Raw genomic sequence first — 20,156 nt, 5'->3', positions numbered from 1 at the left:
CGTTGCTTCGATGCGCTCAAACGAATAATAAAGCGCTATAGATGAACTGAATTCATGCGAATGACGCCATGCAGCATCGGGTTTCGCTCAAGGCGGTGCAGGCGTTCGAGGCGGCGGCGCGGCTGTCCTCTTTCGCGCTTGCAGCGGACGAATTGCTGGTCACGCCGTCGGCGATCAGCCATCAAATCAAATTTTTGGAGGAGCAGGTCGGGGTGCGGCTGTTCCACCGGGTCCACCGCGCCGTGCTGCTGACCGACGCCGGTCGGCGCTACGCCGAAGAGATCACCGCCGCCTTCGCCCGGATCGAAACCGCCACCCGCAACGCCGGGCGCACGGAAAAAAGCGACATTCTGACCATTCACGCCACGCCCAGCTTCGCCACCCAATGGCTGATGCCGCGCTTGGCCCGCTTCAGCCGCCAGAATCCCGACATCGACGTGCGGTTGAACGCGTCGGTCGATCACGTCGATCTGACCAGGGAAGCGGTGGACATCGACATCCGCTATGGCACCAAACTGCAACCGGCGGGCGCCATGGTGCTGCCCTTTCCCCCGGAAACCATCGTGCCGCTGTGCGCGCCGTCCCTGGCCAACGGCCCCCACCCCATCCGCAACGCCGAGGATCTGCGCCACCACGCGCTGATCCACAGCGAAGGCTGTCTGGTCGGCTGGCGCGACTGGCTGCGCCTGCACCGCAAGGTGAAGCTGGATTTCACCCGAGGCCCACGCTTTGACCGCTCCTTCATGGCGATTGGCGCGGCGGTGGACGGGCTGGGGGTTTGCCTGGACAGCCTGCTGCTCGCCCAGCGGGAACTGGAAACGGGCCGACTGGTCGCGCCCTTGGGGCTGGAGGGGCTGAAAGTGCAGGGTTACACGCTCAACCTGCTGAAATCCCGCACCGATCTGCCAAAGATCCGCAGCTTTCAGGATTGGCTGTTCGCCGAGATGGAGGTCGACGGTCTCCGGAGCGCGGCGAATGTCCAGCAAGACGCGTAGAAACGTGGCCCTGTTGGCTCCTATCCTCCGCTGAGGCTTGAAATTTTCACTCTTGATGGCCGTATTGGTCGTGGAGTTGCCCTGGCAAAATGGAAAGCCTTCGACTTTGGGCTATGCGGCAGCCTCGAAATCACATGGGCTTTTGTAGGCAAGCGCCGAATGTCGCCGCACAAGATTACAGAACCCGTCGATGTAGCGTCCAAGGTCGCTCGTGGCCCAACCGATGATCCGGCGGGAATGCAGATCCACCATGATGGCGAGATACAGCCAGCCTTCGACCGTCCAAATGTAGGAGATGTCGGCTCCCCATTTTTGGTTCGGCGCGGCGGCGCTGAAATCCTGATCCAGAACATTCGGCGCGACCGGGCCGCCATGGTCGCTGTCGGTCGTCTTCTTGTATCGTCGTTTTTGCAGCGCTTTCATGCCGTTGTTCCGCATCAGACGGGTGATGAAGCGCACGCCGGAGCGCTGCGCGCGGCTGGCGGCAAGTCGGCGGATTGAGCACGTCCATGACGCAACGCCCCGCTCCAGCAAATGGAACTTTATATTTTCCATAAGGAGGATTATGAGTTTTTTTGATTGTAGGCGCGGCAGGTTCTATCCTGAAGTGCAACTCTTGTTTTAGAACAAGGGCTTAAACTTTGGGGGCGGTCATGGGACAGCATCATTCGCAGATCAGTTTTGCGGAGCGGCGGCGCTTGAAGCTGACGCTGAATCCACGCTTGCGCGACCATGTCATCGCCAAGCTGGGCGAAGGCTGGTCGCCCCAGCAGATCGTCGGGAGGCTCAAGCACGATGCCCTGCCCCTGAGAACCCTGTCGCACGAGACCATCGACCGTTTCATCTACGGTCCTGACGGCGCGAGTTGAACTTGTATGTGTTTCTGGCCGCCGCCCTCTTGTCACCGTGGCATGCGGCTTTGCGGTGTTTGATAGACCTCGCTGAAATGGGTTCGGAACAGGCGCATGGCCGGAGTCAGTTCGACACCCTGGCGCCACGCCAACCCGACGTCCATGGCGGGCACCCGTTCGCGCATGATGATGGTTTCGATGCGTTTTCCCTCCAGCGACCAGGGCCGGTACACCATGTCGGAGAGGATGGTCACGCCCTGGCCGTTGGCGATGGTGGAGCGCACGGCCTCGATGGACGAGGTGCGCAGACGAACGTTCGGACGGAAGGGCGACGCGCTCCAATAGCGCGTCGTCCAGTGCGCCGCCTCGTCGACGGTCAGCATGATGTAGGGGCATTCGGCCACATCCTGCAAACCCACCGAATCCAGCTCCAGCAAGCGATGCCCGGTCGGCACCCACAAACGCCGTTGGCTGCCGATCAGCGTTTCGGTCGTCAGGTCCGGGTTGCTGATGTTGGAGGTCAGAACCACCGCCATGTCGAGCCGCCCGGTGATGAGGTTGTCCTCGATCATCTCCCGCGTCAGTTCGTGGATGTGGATGCGCAGATTGGGGTATCGCCGCTCCAACCGCTCCAGATGCTGCGGCAGAAAATAACCGAGCACCGTGTAGCTGGCGCCGATGGTCAGGCTGCCCGCGATTTCAGCGGCGACGTCGGCGGGGTGCAACGCCTCCTCCACGCTCGCCATGATCCGGTGGCTCGCCGCAAGAAAGCGGCGCCCGGTGTCGGTCAACTCCATGCCTTGCGCCGTGCGGACGAACAGACGCCCGCCCACCTCAGCCTCCAACTCCTTGATGGCGGAGGTGATCGCCGATTGGGAGATCGACAACTCCCGCGCCGCTCGCGACACCTGCCCCAGATTGGCGGTCGCGACGAAATACTTGACATGACGGAAATTCAGCATCGATCACCTATTTTTGTGTGATTTGCTATTGATAAAACAGAATTTACCTGATTTTTAACCGCAGGAAATCGGCGATTTTCCCAATGAACCCGACGTTCCGCCTTATTTATGGTCAGATTTTATCATCTGATTTTTCGATATTATAATCTTAGAATTTAGAAATTGCAACAATGGGTGATGAGCATACTCTTGTCATCAAGCGGTCGTTCGGAACGCCGCCCGGGACGGTCGGATCCCCAAGGGACACATCAAGGGAGTAAGGCGTTGGCTCGCACTATGGTCGATCTCAATTGTGACCTCGGCGAAGGCTATGGCCAATGGACGCTGGGCGAGGCGTCGGACGAGGTTCTCATGGACCTCGTCAGTTCGGCCAACGTCGCCACCGGGTTTCACGCCGGTGATCCGAATCTGATGGACCGCGTGGTCCGGTTGGCCGTGGAACGCGGCGTGGCGCTTGGCGCGCATCCCGGCTACCGGGATCTCCAGGGATTCGGACGCCGGGTCATCCAGGCCAAACCCGACGAGCTGGTCAACGACATCCTTTATCAAGTCGGCGCGCTGCGCGAATTCGCCCGGCGGCACGGAACCCGCCTGCAACATGTCAAACCGCACGGCGCGCTTTACATGGAGGCGGCGCGGGATGAGACGCTGTCCCGCCTGATGGTGGAGGCGTTGCTGAAATCCAGCCCCGACACGCTGCTGTTCTGCATGGACATGTCCAAGACCTGCGCCGTCGCCACCGCCGCCGGCATGCCGGTGGTGCGCGAATTCTACGCCGACCGCGATTACGACCGCAGCGGCTCCATCGTCTTCGCCCGCCGGATGCGTCCGCTCGACCCGGCGGAGGTCGCCGACAAATGCCTGCGCGCCTGCCGCGACGGCAAGGTGCGGACGGTGGAGGGCGACGACATCGACATCAACTTTGACTCGATCTGCTTTCATTCCGACACGCCGGGCGCGCTGGCCATCGGAACCGCCCTGCGCGACGCGCTGGTGAAGGATGGCGTCCGCATCGTCGCCGCCGCCGATCTGGTCGGCCAACCGGCCTGACCACTTCACCGCTTGCCATCCCGCCGCTTGTTCCCGCCTTTCTCTCTTCGTCTCTGCCAGAAGGATTGTTTCGATGCCTGAGATTCGCTCTCCCCTGCCCGGCACCTTCTATCGGCGTCCCGCCCCGGACCAACCGCCTTTCAAGGAGATCGGCGACCGGGTGGAGGTCGGCGACGTCGTCGGTCTGGTCGAGGTGATGAAGAGCTTCAACGAAATCAAGGCCGACATCGCCGGGACCATCGTCAGCTTCGGCGCGGACGATGAAGAGCCGGTGATGGCTGGCGCGCCGCTCGTCACGCTGGAAGGCTGAGACGATGGCGATCCGGCGGTTGTTCGTCGCCAACCGTGGCGAAATCGCGGTGCGGATCATCCGCGCCGCCCAATCCCTGGGCATCGAAACCGTCCAGGCCTATTCCGAAGCGGACCAGGACATGCTGGCGGTTCGGATGGCGGACAAGGCGGTCTGCGTCGGGCGTCCGGCGGCCCGCCACTCCTACCTGAACGCGGAAAAGCTGGTCGCCGCCGCGCAAGAGGCCGGTTGCGACGCCGTCCATCCCGGCTATGGCTTCCTCGCCGAAAACGCCGATTTCGCGGATCGGGTGGAGGCGTCCGGCTTGATCTTCGTCGGTCCGACCGGCGACACCATCCGCCGCATGGGCGACAAGGCCGCCGCCCGCGCCGCCGCCATCGCGGCGGGCGTGCCGGTGGTTCCGGGATCGCAAGGCCGCGTCGCCGACATCGACGCCGCGCTGACCGCCGCCGAAGCCATCGGCTACCCGGTGATGATAAAGGCGGCGGCGGGCGGCGGCGGGCGCGGCATCCGCATCGCCGAAACGCCCGACGAGCTGCGGCGCTTGGCCCCCCAAGCCCAATCGGAAGCCCAGGCGGCCTTTGGCGACGGCGGGCTTTATCTGGAACGCGTCATCATCGACGCCCGCCACATCGAGGTGCAGATCCTCGGCGACGGGACACGGGCCATTCACGCCTTTGAACGCGAATGCTCGCTCCAGCGCCGCCGTCAGAAGGTGTGGGAGGAGGCTCCCGCCGCCTGCCTGGATGACGCCACCCGCGCGCGTCTGTGCGCGTCCGCCGTGGCGCTGGCCGAAAGCGTCGGCTATCGCGGGGCCGGAACGCTGGAATATCTTTATGACGAGGCGAGCGGCGCGTTCCACTTCATCGAAATGAACACGCGCATCCAGGTCGAGCATCCGGTGACGGAGATGATAACCGGCATCGATCTGGTCGCGACGATGATCCGCGTCGCGGGCGGGGAACCCTTGCCGTTCACCCAAGATTCGGTGACGCGACGCGGCCACGCCATCGAGGTCCGCATCAACGCCGAGGATCCGGCCAACGGTTTCATGCCCAGCCCCGGAACCATCGGCGGCCTGACGGTCCCGCAGGATCCATCGGTGCGCTTCGACGGCATGATCTATGAGGGTTACACGGTTCCGCCCTTTTATGACTCGCTGCTTGGCAAGCTGATCGTCCATGGCGCGACCCGCGCGGAGGCCATCGACCGTCTCGCGGCGGCGCTCGACCGCTTCGCCGTCACCGGCGTCAAGACCACAATCGCCCTGCACAAGGCGTTGGCCGCCGATCCCGACGTTCGTCAAGACAGAACCCACACCCGCTTTCTGGAAGGCTGGCTCGCCGGGAACCCCGCGTTCCAGGCTCCGCCCGCCCTTCAGCCCCCGCAGGCCGCGCAATAGGAGGATCGGATGCAGACCCGTTATTCCTACGGTGGCGACGAGCACATCTTCGTCGAAATGGACGAAGACATGTCGCTGGAAGCCTTTTTCAAAAGCATGTCCATCACCAACGCGGCGCGCGCCGCCGCCATCGAGGGCGTCACGGAAATCTGCCCGGCCAACGGCAGTTTCCAGGTGCGTTTCGATCCTGACCGCATCGCGCCCGACGCGTTGATGACCCGGCTGCAAGCGCTTGAACAGGCGGCGGAAACGGCGGATCGGCGTTTGGACACCCGCATCATCGAGGTTCCGGTCTTCTACCGCGACCCTTGGACCACCGAAACGCTGATGCGCTTCCGCGAACGGCACCAAGAGCCGGGCGGAACCGATCTGGATTACGCGGCGCGGATCAACGGCTATGACACGGTGGAGCAGTTCATCCACGCCCACCACGCCGCCCCCTGGTTCGTGTCGATGGTCGGCTTCGTCGCCGGACTGCCCTTTCTCTATCAACTGGTCGAGCGGTCGCGGCAGATCCAGGTTCCGAAATACCTGCGGCCACGCACCGACACGCCCAAGCACACCATCGGGCATGGCGGCTGTTTCGGCTGCGTCTATTCGGTGCGCGGGGCGGGCGGCTACCAGATGTTCGGCATCACGCCGATGCCGATCTACGACCCGACGCAAACCGTGTCCCACCTGCGGGAGTTCATGGTCTTCTTCCGACCCGGCGACATCGTCAAATGGAAGCCGATCAACCGCGAGGAATACGACGCCATCGCCGCCGACGTCGCGGCCAACCGCTATGAGCCGCGCATCCGCAACGTCACCTTCGACCTCGACGCCTTCAACGCGGACATCGACGGCGCCAACCAGCGGCTGATGGAGGCTCTCCATGGCGTTTAAGGTTCTCCACCCCGGCCTGCTGACCACGGTTCAGGATCTGGGGCGGCCCGGATATTTCCATCTGGGCATTCCAATGTCGGGCGCGATGGACCGCTTCGCCCTGCGCGCCGCCAATCTTCTGGTCGGCAACCCCGAAGGCGCCGCCGCTTTGGAGGCGGTCTTCATGGGGCCGCAACTGGAGTTCGAGGTGGACGTCACCGTCGCCGTCACCGGCGCCGATCTGCCCGCCCGCGTCGATGGCGTGCCGCACCCGTCTTGGACCGCCTTTCCGGTGCGCGCCGGACAGGTGCTGTCCTTTGATTATCTAAAGGGCGGCGCCCGCGCCTGCATCGCCATTTCCGGCGGCGTCGACACGCCGCCCGCGCTCGGCAGCCGCTCCACCTACGTCATCGGGGCGCTGGGCGGCTATCATGGCCGCGCCCTGGCGGTGGGGGACATGGTGCCGCTTGGCGCGCCGCGCGCCGCTCCGCACGGCGTCGAGGTCCCGGAATCCCTGCGCCGTCCGGCGGGCCACAGCGCCGAGCTGCGCGTGTTGCCCGGTCTCTACTGGCGCCTCATCACCGAGGAGGCCGGACGCAATTTCTTCGACGACGTCTGGAAGGTCGCGCCGGAGGCCGACCGCATGGGCTACCGCTTCCGTGGCGGTCGCCCCCTCACCTTCGAGCCGCGCGAACAGCCCTTCGGCGCCGGATCCAACCCGTCCAACATCGTGGACGCCTGCTATTCCTATGGCTCAATCCAGGCGCCGGGCGGCAGCGAACCCATCGTGCTGCACCGCGACGCCGTGTCGGGCGGCGGATACTTCACGCTGGGCGCGGTGATTTCCGCCGACATGGATCTGATCGGCCAGATGCAACCGCACACCAGCGTCCGCTTCGTCAAAGTGGACATGGAGCAGGCGCTGGCCGCCCGCGCCGACGAGGCGCGACGGCTCGCCCGGCTGCGGGAGGCGCTGGCCTGAGACGGCCTCCGCCCTCTCCTCTCGTCTTTCCCCGTTCTGCTCTTCCCATCCCCATGCCGTGGAGACCACCCGCATGAACGCCTTCGCTCGCGCTCTTGTCGTCGGAACCATCGTTGGAACCGGGTTTGCCGCCCCCCTCGCCCCCCGCACGGCTTCCGCCGCCGACTGGTTTCCCTACCCGGCGGCGGAGATGGTTCCCGCCTTCGCCGCCGACGCCACGCCCAAGGACATCACCTACACACCGCTGGCCAAGGCCGCCAAGGCGTGGGACATCTGCGTGTCTTTCCCGCACATGAAGGACGCCTATTGGTTGGGCGTCGATTACGGCGTGGTGGCCGAAGCCAAACGGCTCGGCGTCAAGATCAACCTGGTGGACGCGGGCGGCTACACCGAGCTGAACAAGCAGATCAGCCAGATCGAGGATTGCGTGGCGCGCGGGGCCAACGCCGTGGTGATCGGCGCCATTTCCTTCGACGGCCTCAACAATCTGGTCGGCGAGCTGGCCAAAAAGGGCATTCCGGTGATCGACGTCATCAACGGAATTTCCTCCCCCGCGCTGACCGCCAAGTCGCTGGTGTCCTTCCACACCATGGGGTTCGAGGCGGGCCGCTACCTCGCCGCCAAACACCCGGCGGGCAGCCCGGCGGTGAAGGTCGGCTGGTTCCCCGGCCCGGCGGGCGCGGGCTGGGTCGAGGCCGCGAACAAGGGCTTCCAAGCGGCGGTCGCCGGGTCGGCGGTCCAGGTGCTGGAGCCGCGTTACGGCGACACCGGAAAGGAGGCGCAGCTCCGTCTGGTGGAGGACGTGTTGCAAGCGACCCCCGACGTCGCATACATCGCGGGCACCGCCGTGACCGCCGAGGCGGCGCAGGGCCTGCTGCGCGAACGCGGGTTGACCGACAAGATCGGCCTGATCGCCTTTTACATGACCCCCGGCGTCTATCAGGGCGTCAAGCGCGGTTTCATCCAGGCGGCGCCGGCGGATTCCATGGTCATCCAGGGCCGCATCGCCATCGATCAGGCGGTGCGCGCGTTGGAGAAGCAGGATCTGGTCAAGCATGTCGGGCCGAAGATCTTCGTCGTCGACAAGACCAACATCGACACAGTGCCGCGCGACAGCATCCTGCCGCCCGATGGCTTCAGCCCGGTCTTCAGCGTGAAGTGACCTTCCAAGGCCGCGCGGCCCGCCGTTCCCCGCGCCACGCGGCCTCTTTTCCAGGACTCCGCGCATGCAACACCCCGTCCTGATCCAAACCGTCGCCCTGTCCAAACGCTACCCCGGCGTGACCGCCCTCGACCGGGTCGATTTCGACCTGCGCCCTGGCGAGGTCCATGTGCTGTTCGGGGAAAACGGCGCCGGGAAATCCACGTTGATCGGCTTGCTGGCGGGCGTGTCGGCCCCCAGCGACGGCGAAATCCTGGTGCGCGGTCGCAACGTCCGCTTCTCCGGGGTCGCCGACGCCCGCGCCGTCGGCGTGTCCGCCGTGTTCCAGGAATTTTCGCTGGTCCCGACCATGACGGTGGCGCAGAACATCGCGCTGGGCGACGAGCCGCGCCGTGGTCCCTTTCTTGACCACGCGGCGGCGCGGCGCAAGGCGGTCGCGCTGTGCGCCGATCTCGATTTCACCATCGACCCCGACCGTATGGTCGCCACGCTGAGCCGCGCCGAGCAGCAGATGGTGGAGATCGCCAAGGCCCTGCACGGCGAGGTCGGCATCCTCATTCTCGACGAGCCGACCGCATCCCTGACCGACCGCGAGGTCGATCACCTGTTCGCCGTGATCGCCCGCATGAAGGCGCGCGGCGTCGGGATCATCCACATCTCGCACCGGATGCAGGAATTCGCCCGCATCGCCGACCGCGTCACCGTGCTGCGCGACGGCCGCAAGATCGGCACGGTCGCCATGGCCGACACCAGCGAGGCGGAATTGCTGGAAATGATGGCGGGCCGCGCCATCACCGAAATCTACCCGACCATCGCCCGCAACCCCGGCCCGCCCCTGCTGCGGGTGGAGGGGCTGCGCGCCCAGGGCGTCCAGGGCGTCGATCTGGAGATCCGCCCCGGCGAGGTTCTGGGCGTCGCCGGGCTGGTCGGGTCCGGCAAATCACGCAGCTTCCGCGCCCTGATGGGGTTGTCGCCGACCCAAGGAGGCCGGGCGACCTTGAAAGGAACCGACGTCACCGGCTGGGACACCCGCCGACTGATGCAGGCGGGCGTCTGCTATCTGCCGCCCGACCGCAAAGAGGAAGGGTTGCAACTGGCCTTCTCCACCCGTGACAATCTGGCCCAAGGCGTTCTGGGAACCGACCGTGGACGGGGCTTGCTGCCCTGGCGGCGCATTCGCGAGCGCTGCGAGGCCATCGCCGACCGGGTCGAACTGCCGGACGCCTACCGCCGCCGCAAGGTCGCGCAACTGTCCGGCGGCAACCAGCAAAAAACGCTGTTCGGGCGCGGGCTGGGCCGGGATTACGACCTCTATATTTTCGACGAGCCGACCGTCGGCGTCGACATGGGGGCGCGCGCCGCCATCTACCGGCTGATCCGCGACTTGGCGGAGGCTGGAAAGGCTGTCGTGGTGATCTCGTCCGACCTGCCCGAGGCGATGAATCTCGCCCATCGCCTGCTGGTCTTTTCGCATGGCCGCGTCGTCGCCGCGTTGGAGGGCGACGCCGTCACCGAATCCGCCATCCTCGCCCATTTCTTCGATCCCCTTCCTTCGACGATGTGAGACCGCCCGCATGAGCGCCACCTCCCCCGCCACGGTCGCCCCGACCGACGCCTCCCCCCGCCTGCGGGCGCTGGCCCGCGCCCTGTTCGTTCGCTTGGGCGTCCTGCCCTTTTTCCTGGTCGCCGCCTTGATCCTCTTCGGGCTGGCGTCCGACCGATTCCTGACGCTGGACAACCTCGTCAACGTCGCCCGGCAGTCGGTCTATCTGGTTCTGGTGTCGATGGGGCAGATGGTGGCGCTCATCACCGGCGGCTTTGATCTGGCGGTGGGGGCGACCGTCGCCGTCACCTCCGTCGTCTCAGCCCTGGTGATGGTCAGCCTGCTGGCGCTGATGCCCGACGCCGTCGCGCCGGTGATCGCGCTGGGGGCGCTGGCCGGTTTCGCGGCGGCGCTGCTGGTCGGGTTGGCGAACGGCGTCGGCGTCGCGCTGTTCGGCGTGTCGCCCTTCATCATGACGCTGGGCGTCAGTTCGGTGGTCGCGGGCGGCTCGCTGTTCCTGACCGGCGGCGTTCCGGTGTCCGGCCTGCCGCCGGAATTCGCCAACCTCTTCGGCTTCGGCAAATGGTTCGGCGTTCCGGTTCCGGTGCTGGTCGCCGGGCTGGCGGTGGCGGTCGTCTGGGTGGTCATGACCCGCACCCGTGTCGGCGCGCACATCCACGCGGTGGGCGGCAACCTGAAGGCCGCGCGCCTGTCGGGCGTCGACACCCGGCGGACCTTGATCCTCGCCTACATCCTGTGCGCCGGTCTGGCCGCCTTGACGGGTCTGTTGTTGACCGCCCGCGTGGAATCGGGGGAGGCCAATCTGGGCGGAACCATCGCCCTGGAATCCATCGCCGCCTGCGTGATCGCCGGGGTGTCGCTGCGCGGCGGCATTGGGCGGGTGGACACGGTGACGCTTGGCGCCTTCTTCATCGTTCTGGCCCAGAACGGCATGAATCTGGCCCAGATCGGATCCTACCTGCAAATGGTGCTGCTTGGCGGCCTGTTGATCCTGGCCGTGATCTTCGACCAAATCCGCTACCGCATGATGATGGGGTGAGCGGCGCGAGAACCACCCCGACAAGGCCCCCTACAACACCCTGATCCTGATGAACGACCAGGGCGAGATCGTGCAGAAATACCGCAAGATCATGCCCTGGCCGCCTTCCTGCTGTCCGACGCCGCCGCCAGCAACCGCTCCGCCGCCAACTTGACGGCGCCGATAAGTTTGCTCATAATCCAATTTATAGAAAATTTCCTGATTAAGTTGTCTTATGATCCCACTTAGCCTCATGACTCCTGGGGACGTGGCGCGGAGCGTGGCCGCGCGCGCCCGTGCCCGCCGGGTCGCCCTTAGGCTCACCCAGCAGGAGGTCGCCGACCGCAGCGGGGTCAACATCTGGACGCTGCGGCGGTTCGAGGCCAGCGGCAAGCTGGCGTTCGATGCGCTGGTCCGCGTCGCCGTCGTGCTCGACGCGATCGAGGAGTTCGGGGCGCTGTTCCCGGAACCGGAGTTCCGCAGCCTCGATGAGGTGATCGAGCGGCCAAAGCGCCAGCGGGGCAGGCGCCGGACGGTGATCCCATGAAGCATGTCGGCGTTCTGGAGGTGTCGCTGCGCTGGAGGGAGGGCGACGAGGAAGCCGTCGGACGCCTCGCCAGCCGCGACGGGAAAACCTATGTCGAATTCGACGACGCCTTTCTCGCCTCTGGTCGGGTCCTGTCCTGGTTTCTGCGGACCCCGCGCCCAGGCGTGCTGCAAGGGCCGGACGCGCCGTTCTCCGGCCTCCATGGCGTGTTCGACGACAGCCTGCCCGATGGGTGGGGGCGGTTGCTGATTCATCGCCGGGCCGCCGCCAGCAAGCTCAATCCCCTGGCGCTGACTCCCCTCGACATGCTGGCCTGCATGGGGGAGTGGGCGATGGGAGCCTTGGTCTACCGACCGGAGACCGAGGAACCCGTGGACACCGGCGCCATCGATCTTGACCGGATCGCCACACAGAGCCGTCAGGTTCTCGCGGGGGCGCCCGAGGCGCTCTTCCCCACCTTGCTGCGGGTGGGCGGCTCTCCCGGCGGCGCCCGACCGAAGGCGGTGGTTTGCCGCGACGATCAAAGCGGCGACCTGATCCATGGCGCCCTGGTGGCGCCGGATGGCTGGTCGCACTGGCTGGTGAAGTTTCGCGGCAAGGATGACCCGGCCGACATCGGTCCGATTGAGCAGGCCTATGCTGAGATGGCGCGCGCCGCCGGCGTGACCCTGCCGCCCACCCGCCTGCTGCCGAGCGGAACCCCGAAGACGCCGGCCTACTTCGCAGCGCAGCGGTTCGACCGTGTCGGTCCGACCGGTCGGCTTCACCTCCACTCCGCCTGCGGCCACCTCCACGCCGACTTCCGGCAGCCGAGCTTGGACTACAAGACGTTGATGATCCTCACCTTCCAACTGACCAAGGATCACCGGCAAGTGGTCGAGATGTTCCGGCGCGCCGCCTTCAACCTGTTCGCCCACAACCGCGATGACCACGGCCGCCAATTCGCCTACCTGATGGACCGGACGGGCCGCTGGTCGTTGGCGCCCGCCTACGACCTGACCTATGCGGATGGCCCCGGAGGCGAGCATTCCACGGCCATTCTGGGCGAAGGGCGCGATCCTGGCGAACGGCATCTGCGGGCGATGGCGGCGGAGTTCTCCCTTCCGCCGACCGACGTTGGCGGCATCATCGACCTCGTGCGCGGCGCGGTGGACCGCTGGCGCGACTTCGCCGAGGACAGCGGGGTGGGGCGGACATCGCGCAACCGGATCGGGAACGCCATTGCGCCGCGACGAACCCGCCGGAAAACCTGATGAGGGGACTGCGGCGCCCGCTGGCAACGTCCATCATTGCCCTCGACCTTTTGCGACAGACCAGTCTTTCCCCGGAAAACCGGGCCGCCATTGAGGCCGACGCGACGCGGATCAAGGCGAACGGTGACGCTCCCGCAAGCTGGAAAACGGCGGCGTTCACAAGAATATGGCTTTTCAAGCCTAACGCCGATCCGGGCGTCCTGACGTGGATCGATGCCCAGTCTGTCGAGACGCTCTACCTCTCCACCATCACCCTTGCGGAAATTCGCTTCGGCATCGCCACCATGCCGGATGGCGAGCGCCGCACCACTCTGCATCAAGCGCGCCTCCTTCTGGACTCCAATGGAGCCTCCGTAGACCCGCTCTTCCCTTACTTCCTCAGCCCCAACAAGGCGGCGTTCCCCAGCCGCTTACGTTGGTGATGCCGTTCTTGCGCAAGATGTTGAGGGCGAAGCTCCTGGCGCGGGCCATGATGCCGGGGTTATCCCGAATCCGGCTTTTGTCCTCGTCGCAGGAGACATCGCGAACGTAATAGTTGCGATTCTCGATGGCCCAATGGCCTCGGATCGCGGCGGCCCATGCGGTGGCCGGGAGGTCGTCGACCGACGACACGTAGTAGGCGACTTCGCCCCGATTGTGCCACAGACCACTTTGTAGGATTGTGCCTACATATTGATTTGCTGTTCTCGCTTTGATGTAGCATTGTAGCATTATCATAATGGCTGGGGTGCATAGCATGGGCCGAATGATGTCCAGCAGAGAGTTCAATCAGAATCCCAGCGAAGCTAAGCGTGCGGCCAAGGATGGCCCGGTGATCGTCACAGATCGCGGAGAGCCAGCCTATGTGCTTCTGCGTTACGACACCTATCAGCGCTTGTCGGGCGAAAAGGGCAGTTCCATCGTCGAGATGCTGCGCCAAGATGACGCCGGGGCCGATTTCGACTTCGAGCCGCCGCGAATCGGCGACATTGCCCGGCCTACGGCGCTGGACTGATGTTCCTGCTCGACACCAATGCCATTTCCGAACTGCGTCGGCCGGCGCGGGCCAATGTCGGCCTTCTCGCTTGGGCGGGCGGCGTGCTGTCGGCTGACCTGTTCATGTCCTCCATCACCCTGTTCGAGATCGAGCTGGGCGCTGGGCAGATCGGTCGTAGGGACGCCGCGCAAGGGGCAGTGCTGCGCAACTGGATCGACACCCAGGTGATGCCGACCTTTAGGGGCCGTATCCTGCCGGTCGATGTAGATGTGGCGCAGCGCTGCGCGACGCTCCACGTTCCTGATCCTCGGCCACAGGGCGATAGCCTGATCGCAGCCACCGCGCTGGTTCATCGCTTGACCGTCGTTACCCGCAACGTGCGTGATTTCGAGCCGATGGGCGTTCCGTTGTTCAACCCCTGGAGCAGCAGTTAACACCGTCCAGCATTTCCAGAAAACGCCGCCCAGCTACACGAGGATCCGCACCATGGCCGAACAACCGCTGACCCAGGAAGACTGCACGGCTATCGCATTTGGGCGAGGATGGATCGAGCGTAATCGTCGGACCATCCTGCGCGCTTTCGCCTGGCTCGGATTGAGTCGCTGTTTTTGGCGGCTCGAAGGACGTTAAGAGCAAGCTTGCGCAAGACAGCGAGATTTTCCGGTCCGTGGTCCTTACGGTTGCGGGCGCGATCCTCGTCGAAGCTGGCGTCGAGCACCCAATGGACGGCGGCCTCGATTCTCCAGTGGCTGCGCGCAGCCCGGGCCAACGCCTTGGCGTCCAGTTGGGCAGAGGAGAGATACAGGGTGCGGGTGGTGGTCGTGCGTTGATCCGCACCGGTGACGGCGCGTTCGATCAGACCCAAGGTCGCCAAACCCGGCAAGGGCGCCTCGTCGGGAAAGCGGCGGTCGGAAGCCAGCCACGCCACCTCCGGGCTGGTCCAATGGCGGCGCGCCTTGAGCCGACCGTGATCGGCGTCGGTGGTGACGTGGGCGTCTCCCAGCACCGTCGCCGGATCCGTGAAGCAGCGCTCCACCTCGGCCCGCAGCGTCGGCCGGTTGTTCTTGAGCGGGAACAGCCAGTCGCCGCCTCGCTCTTGGATGAGACGGGCCGTCTCCCCCTGGCAATGCAAGGCGTCGCCCATGACCAGCACGCCTTTGAGGTCGAACAGTTCCAGCAGCGCCCGCGCTGCGGTGATCTCGTTCTCGCCCACCGCCCGCCGCCCACCACCATACGGGCGCCGGAGGCGAACGCGGTGACGACGGGCAGCGCCGAGCGACCGGCGGCGCGGTCGAAAGAGCGGCGCAACGTCTTGCCGTCGATCGCCACCACTCCGGTCCTTTTTGCACCAACGCCGATCTGTGCCCTATCCAGAACGGCGCCGGCTCTTCATGTCGAGGATTTCGCGCTCAACAAGATCGCGTTCCAGGACATAGCCGTCGAAGCGCTCATAGAGCGGTTTGAGCAGTTCGTGCACGACACCGACGGGATCCTCGTCAATTCGCAGCGCCGACGTGGCGATCGCGAGATGGGCCTCCGGCAAGCGGCTGCGGTGGATCCCAACGATGAGGCTGCGATCCGCCGGTTTTGCCCAGGAGGCGAGGTCGCGCCCTCCGAGACCGGCATAACGGACGCGGAAACGGATTTCCGGGTCGCCGACGGGTGCGGTCAGCCTGGCGAAGCGGGCCGCGTGAGAGAGGCCTTCCCAGGCGCGCCAGATCGGCAGGGTGATATCGAAGAAGGTGCCCGGCTGAAGCACGTCAGAGCCGTCCTCCTGGTAGCCGCGCTGCAGGTAGAGCCGCCCGTCTGTCGAGGCTCGCCAGTAGTCGCTGTGGGCGGCATCATCAAACACCCGCTCTGCTTCGGGATTACCAAGCCAGCACTCGACGCCGCTCTCATCGCACACCGGGGCCAAATCTTCCCTGGTCGGGACCCAGAAAGGCGGCCAGCCGGTGTAGCGCGCCACGGACTTGTCGAGGGCAACGAGCAGTCGCTTTGGCGACAGTCGAGTGATTGGGCCAACCACCTCGTAGTCAAAGCTGTAGTGGCCGCGCACCTGGCGCGCGGGGGCATCGTCGGGGAGCTTGCCGACCAAGTCGTTCCAGCGCTGCCGGCACACGGACACGAAGGCATCCTGCGGGTTGGCGTTGTTCTCGGCGACCAGTCCTACCACGCCTAGGATGGCCAGCGCGCGGCTGAGGGTGATCGATGTGTCGCCCTGATCGAAGGCCACCACCGTGGTCCTGCCGACGCCAGCCAAGCCGGCATGCTGCGCCTGGGTCAGCCCTTCATCCTTGCGCCGGCGGATGGTTTCAGCGACGAGCGTCGGCCAGTCGAGCGGCTGGACTACTCCTTGAGGATTCTCTGGCATGCGCCCTCCACAATCTCGGCGTAGCGATGGACGAAGCCGTCCGCCGGCTCCGCAGCCGGCGGCACGATGGCTTGGCTGCGGCGGACACGATCGCCAAGCTCCTTGAGGGCCAGTTTGATGGCCCGCTCCGGAAGCCCGATGGCCTGACCGAAGGCGACAATCAGTCTGCGGTCGATCCGGTCGGTCTGAACGCGATCATCGCACAGCGACAGCGCGAACTCGGTTTTGTACGCGCCGCCATAGACCAGCGTGTTCAGCAGGTCGTAGGCCGGCGACAGTCGCAAGCCGCGCGACGTTTCCAGAAGTGAAAAGTTCTTCAGGTGCGCGTCGGCATTCCCGATGAGCGCACAGAAGACCACGCGCCGGAAGAACTGTTCGACATCGATTTGTGGGCGCGCGGAATGCTCTCGGATGGCGCCGGCGATCTCTTCGTAACTCCCGGCATATTTGCCGGTGAAATCGCGACCGCGCGGGCGGGCAAGGATCTGGGCGAAATCCTCCAGACGGAGCTTTTCGCCATTGTCCGTGCGGTCGAAGCGCTTTACGACGAGCGCCAAATTTTCGATTCCAGCGAGAAATGCCGTCTCGAACTCCGTGACCTGCTTGGCGCCAAGAACATCGCGGGCAAAGCGCAGGGTGAGATATTCGTTGCGTACCAACGTAGCGTTGGTCTGATCGTTATATTTCGCAATGTGGGTGGCCGGCCCTTCGGCTTCAGCCGGGTGGTATTGGTCGCCGTGGCGAAAGCCAAGAAGCTTCTTTTGCACACCGGAGACGGTGCGTTTGCCCGCTGCGGCTGCGGTGGTTTCGGCATCGACCGCGACCAAGGGCGCCGCAAGCGGCTGCACGGCGCTGACGCCAACGGCGCCGATGCAGTCCTGGCCATAGCGCAGAAGGAGGCCGAAATCGTCCTCGTCCTCCACGCGGCCGGCGCGCGCCTGCTTCTCGCGAAGCCAGCCCTCAGGCCCCAGGTGCTGGAAGAACGGATGCAGACCAGTCGGCCACGCGTGCTCCCGCTCCCGGACCGGAAGGACACAGGCGATCGTTTCTGTCACGTCTGGATTGTAGACAAAGCGCGTGCCGCCCTGCGGCGTCTCGTAGAGAACCCCGACCCTTTGTCCCTTATACAGGATATCTGCGGTACGCTCAGTCACGACAGTCGCCCTTATCCGACATAGCCAGCCTCACCGCCGCAAGGACCGGCTGCACGTTGTATATGGCAAGCATAAGGCCATCTTCAACACAATATGTCCGTTATGAGAGACATAGCGCCAGGAGTTCGCCTGTTGTGTCTCGCATGGCAGGCAAATCGCGCGACTGGTGGGCTGCGTGGGCAGCAATGATCCAAATAACCGACATTGGCAGCCACTTTCCGTGACGTTGGCGCATGGAGGCGTTGCCGAGCCAATTTGCGGAGGGCTGGATCGCCCCCCAGTGGAGTTGCCCCCGTTTTGTGGATGGACTCCAAGGAACGTCGCCGAAAAAAATTAAAGATGCACGGATGGGGACCGGACGGTAGATTTTCTTTGGAATGCGATCAACCGGAAAGGACAGCGCCGTGGCCGGAGTCCTCAATATCAAAGAGTATCTGTTCCACGACGGATCATCGAACGAAGCCGCAGTTCCGAAGGTACTGCACGAGTATGGCCGTCGCGTGAAGGTCGCCGTCGGAACGCCGCCGCTGAACATGGCCAGGGCCATGGGTCCGATCTTGTCCCCCGAGCCGTTAACCCTGTCCGAGCGTTTGGGACAGGAGGCATTTGATCTCAGACGGTCCACCGAGTTCCTTCAGGAAAAGCGTCAACGAGCCCATGAAAATCGCTCCTGGGGCGCACCGGGCGCCGGCGGGCCGACACCGCTTGTGCCGCCGGGCATTCCCGTTATCCAGGAGGGGCCGGTCGGCGCGCCGACGGCATGCCTTAGTGACCGCATGGCCGGCCGGATCGCCCTGGGCACCATAATCGTCTCCGGCCCCACCCCCGACCTGCAGTTCGTCGACGATGAGTTGGTCAAGATCCAAGCCGACGTCCAGGAAGCGCTGAGTTGGCTGGGCAGCCGCGGGCCGGTCATGGACATAACCTGGGTTCAGGAAATTCGGGTCGTGGAGGTGGATGTCCCGAATACCGCGACAGGCCAAGGCTTCGAGGCATACGAAGCGACGTGGCGCGACGCCGCGCTTCGGCAACTCGGCCACCAGCCCGGAATGGGCGGTATCTTCTCCTATGCCTTGGCGCTGAAGAACGAACTCAATGCCGAGCGCGCATTTTGCGCCCTCTTCACGAAATACAGGCTGTGGCATTTCGCCTATGCCGATTTGGGCGGCCCGCGTCTGACGATGCATTTCGCCAATAATGGCTGGGGTCCCGGCAACATCGATAGGGTGTTCGCTCATGAGGCGTGCCACATCTTCGGCGCGCCCGACGAATATGCCGCCAGCGGTTGCTCCACCGGCGGTCGGCATGGCGTTCTCGGATGGCCGAACGACAATTGCCAGAACGGTGCAGCGAATGGCGGCGTAGAGTGTATCATGAGAAACAACAGCTGGACGATGTGTGACTATACCCGTCATCACCTTGGCTACACCGGGTTGGCGGCTCCGCCCAGTCCATAGGGAGACGTCCGCTATGGAGGATCTGATCGTGTTGGATCGAACCGTGTCGCTCCCGATGCGGCAGGTCATCCGGGACCGCCAGCTCCGGATCGTTCACGAGGCCTCTGCGCGGGTCATGGTGATCGAGGGCAGCGCAGAGGGGGTATGGGCGGTCGGCCATCAGGAGGGCGTGCATTCCGGCCGCAGCCTGGATGCGGCTGGGACCGGACTCGACCGGCTCGACCTCACCCAGGGCGAAGTGTTGTTCGTGCGGGGCTGGCTGCGCCGCCGGTCCGCAGCCTCCGGCGACCGTATCGGCGACGGGGCGGGCTGGGATGGTCCGGGGTTCGACGCGCCCTGAGCGGGGCCGATCCATGATCGGCCCTAATAAGGATGGAGACGGTCAGCAGTGGGGTTGCCGGACGCTTACGCCGCTCTCGCCGACGAACTGGGCTCGCTTCCCGGAACGGTGGAGGGGTTCCGTCGCGGGGGCGAACTCGCGGAGATCCTGCTTCCAGCAGTCGAGGAATGGCTCGACCACCCGTCGACCGAAGACACGCCGGATATGATCGCCGTCGCAGGCGCCATCGCGGGGGAGTGCGGAAACGCACTGACGCAATATGGCGAGATTCGGAACGACGCCACGCTTCTTCAGCTTGCAGTTGCCGCCTTCGACCTTGCCCTCCGGGGTTTTCCCAAGGATGCGGCTCCGGAGGACTGGGCCACGGCACACATCAACCGGGCCACGACGCTGGTCAGTTTGGCGACCCTGTGCGAGGGCCGCCAGGGGGAACGCCTGATCGGGGAGGCGATTGCCAGCTATGAGGCCGGATTGACGGTCAGGACTCCGGAAAGCATGCCCGCACCATGGGCGCGGACGATGTCATATCTGGCTTCGGCACAATCGATTCTCGGCGAGATGATGGGCGGTTCCGGCGGGATCGCCCTGCTGGAAGCGGCGGTCGTCGGCCATGATGCCGCCTGGGAAGCGCTTCCGGAAGACGTGGATCACGGGGAGCGGGTCCGCATCATGACCGACCGCGCGGCGGCAAGGCTGCGCCTTGGCTCGGTCAAGGGCGCGGCAGATGGTGCGGCACATCTCACGGATGCCATTCACGACTATGACATGCTGCTCGCGGTCTGCGATCCCGATGCCTTGCCGGAAGACCGGGCGCAGTTGCACATCAACCGTGCCAATGCGCTCGGCGATCTGGCGGCACATCTCTCCGGCCCGGACAGGGAAGCCCGGCTTCGGGCCG

General features: G+C 65.0%; 20 protein-coding genes and 3 pseudogenes. 18 read left to right on the top strand and 5 right to left on the bottom strand.

Features of this window, described 5'->3' with window-relative positions; translation table 11 throughout:
* Positions 1 to 68: 68 nt before the first annotated feature.
* Entirely contained in the window at positions 69 to 995 is a 927-nt protein-coding gene (gene gcvA / locus ACODS4_RS23870; protein ID WP_488868169.1) for a transcriptional regulator GcvA, read from the top strand.
* Positions 996 to 1,106: 111 nt separating this feature from the next.
* On the opposite strand, the pseudogene ACODS4_RS23865 reads toward gcvA, so the two are convergent.
* Positions 1,107 to 1,445 (bottom strand): annotated as a pseudogene (locus ACODS4_RS23865) (DDE-type integrase/transposase/recombinase); the annotation flags it as partial.
* 239 nt (positions 1,446 to 1,684) lie between these two features.
* Between ACODS4_RS23865 and ACODS4_RS23860 the strand changes: the two are divergent.
* A pseudogene (locus tag ACODS4_RS23860) lies at positions 1,685 to 1,890 on the top strand (IS30-like element ISAzs27 family transposase); the annotation flags it as partial.
* A 6-nt stretch (positions 1,891 to 1,896) separates the two neighbouring features.
* Here ACODS4_RS23860 and ACODS4_RS23855 read toward each other — a convergent pair.
* Positions 1,897 to 2,808, bottom strand: coding sequence for a LysR family transcriptional regulator (locus tag ACODS4_RS23855; protein ID WP_298380392.1), 912 nt, complete (start codon positions 2,806 to 2,808; stop codon positions 1,897 to 1,899).
* A 264-nt stretch (positions 2,809 to 3,072) separates the two neighbouring features.
* On the opposite strand from ACODS4_RS23855, the gene ACODS4_RS23850 reads away from it, so the two are divergent.
* The 14 genes and pseudogenes from ACODS4_RS23850 (at position 3,073) to ACODS4_RS23785 (ending at position 14,370) form a co-directional block, all read left to right on the top strand.
* Positions 3,073 to 3,858: a 5-oxoprolinase subunit PxpA gene (locus tag ACODS4_RS23850; RefSeq protein ID WP_488868168.1), complete on the top strand. Its 786-nt coding sequence runs from the start codon at positions 3,073 to 3,075 to the stop codon at positions 3,856 to 3,858.
* Between the two features lie 73 nt (positions 3,859 to 3,931).
* On the top strand, positions 3,932 to 4,168 hold the full coding sequence (locus ACODS4_RS23845; RefSeq protein WP_488868167.1) for an acetyl-CoA carboxylase: 237 nt from the start codon (positions 3,932 to 3,934) through the stop codon (positions 4,166 to 4,168).
* Positions 4,169 to 4,172: 4 nt separating this feature from the next.
* Positions 4,173 to 5,570, top strand: a complete 1,398-nt coding sequence (locus ACODS4_RS23840) for an acetyl-CoA carboxylase biotin carboxylase subunit (protein WP_488868166.1) — start codon at positions 4,173 to 4,175, stop codon at positions 5,568 to 5,570.
* Between the two features lie 9 nt (positions 5,571 to 5,579).
* A complete protein-coding gene (locus tag ACODS4_RS23835) occupies positions 5,580 to 6,455 on the top strand; it encodes a 5-oxoprolinase subunit B family protein (RefSeq protein ID WP_488868165.1) in 876 nt (291 codons plus the stop codon).
* Entirely contained in the window at positions 6,445 to 7,416 is a 972-nt protein-coding gene (locus ACODS4_RS23830; RefSeq protein WP_488868164.1) for a 5-oxoprolinase subunit C family protein, read from the top strand. Before ACODS4_RS23835 ends, ACODS4_RS23830 begins: the two co-directional genes overlap by 11 nt.
* A gap of 73 nt (positions 7,417 to 7,489) precedes the next feature.
* On the top strand, positions 7,490 to 8,578 hold the full coding sequence (gene torT / locus ACODS4_RS23825) for a TMAO reductase system periplasmic protein TorT (RefSeq protein WP_488868163.1): 1,089 nt from the start codon (positions 7,490 to 7,492) through the stop codon (positions 8,576 to 8,578).
* Between the two features lie 64 nt (positions 8,579 to 8,642).
* Positions 8,643 to 10,142: a sugar ABC transporter ATP-binding protein gene (locus ACODS4_RS23820; RefSeq protein ID WP_488868162.1), complete on the top strand. Its 1,500-nt coding sequence runs from the start codon at positions 8,643 to 8,645 to the stop codon at positions 10,140 to 10,142.
* Between the two features lie 10 nt (positions 10,143 to 10,152).
* The gene (locus tag ACODS4_RS23815) at positions 10,153 to 11,181 is read left to right on the top strand and encodes an ABC transporter permease (RefSeq protein ID WP_488868161.1); all 1,029 of its coding nucleotides are present in this window, start codon (positions 10,153 to 10,155) and stop codon (positions 11,179 to 11,181) included.
* Between the two features lie 16 nt (positions 11,182 to 11,197).
* Positions 11,198 to 11,335 (top strand): annotated as a pseudogene (locus ACODS4_RS23810) (nitrilase-related carbon-nitrogen hydrolase); the annotation flags it as partial.
* A 78-nt stretch (positions 11,336 to 11,413) separates the two neighbouring features.
* On the top strand, positions 11,414 to 11,707 hold the full coding sequence (locus ACODS4_RS23805; RefSeq protein WP_488868160.1) for a helix-turn-helix domain-containing protein: 294 nt from the start codon (positions 11,414 to 11,416) through the stop codon (positions 11,705 to 11,707).
* Positions 11,704 to 12,960, top strand: a complete 1,257-nt coding sequence (locus ACODS4_RS23800; protein ID WP_488868159.1) for a type II toxin-antitoxin system HipA family toxin — start codon at positions 11,704 to 11,706, stop codon at positions 12,958 to 12,960. The genes ACODS4_RS23805 and ACODS4_RS23800 overlap by 4 nt, the downstream gene beginning before the upstream one ends.
* A complete protein-coding gene (locus ACODS4_RS23795) occupies positions 12,960 to 13,382 on the top strand; it encodes a PIN domain-containing protein (RefSeq protein ID WP_488868158.1) in 423 nt (140 codons plus the stop codon). Before ACODS4_RS23800 ends, ACODS4_RS23795 begins: the two co-directional genes overlap by 1 nt.
* A gap of 296 nt (positions 13,383 to 13,678) precedes the next feature.
* Positions 13,679 to 13,954, top strand: a complete 276-nt coding sequence (locus ACODS4_RS23790) for a type II toxin-antitoxin system Phd/YefM family antitoxin (RefSeq protein ID WP_488868157.1) — start codon at positions 13,679 to 13,681, stop codon at positions 13,952 to 13,954.
* Positions 13,954 to 14,370 carry a type II toxin-antitoxin system VapC family toxin gene (locus ACODS4_RS23785; RefSeq protein WP_488868156.1) on the top strand — a complete coding sequence of 139 codons (417 nt, stop codon included), beginning with the start codon at positions 13,954 to 13,956 and terminating at the stop codon, positions 14,368 to 14,370. The genes ACODS4_RS23790 and ACODS4_RS23785 overlap by 1 nt, the downstream gene beginning before the upstream one ends.
* 89 nt (positions 14,371 to 14,459) lie before the next feature.
* On the opposite strand, the gene ACODS4_RS23780 is transcribed toward ACODS4_RS23785, so the two are convergent.
* The 3 genes from ACODS4_RS23780 to ACODS4_RS23770 all read right to left on the bottom strand — a co-directional run bounded on the left by ACODS4_RS23780 (position 14,460) and on the right by ACODS4_RS23770 (position 17,461).
* On the bottom strand, positions 14,460 to 15,149 hold the full coding sequence (locus ACODS4_RS23780) for an ISAs1 family transposase (protein ID WP_488868155.1): 690 nt from the start codon (positions 15,147 to 15,149) through the stop codon (positions 14,460 to 14,462).
* Between the two features lie 153 nt (positions 15,150 to 15,302).
* On the bottom strand, positions 15,303 to 16,307 hold the full coding sequence (locus ACODS4_RS23775; protein WP_488868154.1) for a helix-turn-helix domain-containing protein: 1,005 nt from the start codon (positions 16,305 to 16,307) through the stop codon (positions 15,303 to 15,305).
* A complete protein-coding gene (locus tag ACODS4_RS23770; RefSeq protein ID WP_488868153.1) occupies positions 16,283 to 17,461 on the bottom strand; it encodes a type II toxin-antitoxin system HipA family toxin in 1,179 nt (392 codons plus the stop codon). Before ACODS4_RS23770 ends, ACODS4_RS23775 begins: the two co-directional genes overlap by 25 nt.
* A gap of 404 nt (positions 17,462 to 17,865) precedes the next feature.
* On the opposite strand from ACODS4_RS23770, the gene ACODS4_RS23765 reads away from it, so the two are divergent.
* Together ACODS4_RS23765 and ACODS4_RS23760 are read left to right on the top strand one after the other, a co-directional pair.
* The gene (locus ACODS4_RS23765; RefSeq protein WP_488868152.1) at positions 17,866 to 18,918 is read left to right on the top strand and encodes a hypothetical protein; all 1,053 of its coding nucleotides are present in this window, start codon (positions 17,866 to 17,868) and stop codon (positions 18,916 to 18,918) included.
* 13 nt (positions 18,919 to 18,931) lie between these two features.
* Positions 18,932 to 19,258 carry a hypothetical protein gene (locus tag ACODS4_RS23760; RefSeq protein ID WP_488868151.1) on the top strand — a complete coding sequence of 109 codons (327 nt, stop codon included), beginning with the start codon at positions 18,932 to 18,934 and terminating at the stop codon, positions 19,256 to 19,258.
* Positions 19,259 to 20,156: the final 898 nt, after the last annotated feature.

This window comes from Azospirillum sp. FG154, assembly GCF_057809575.1.
This window is presented reverse-complemented; position numbering and strand designations above follow the sequence as displayed.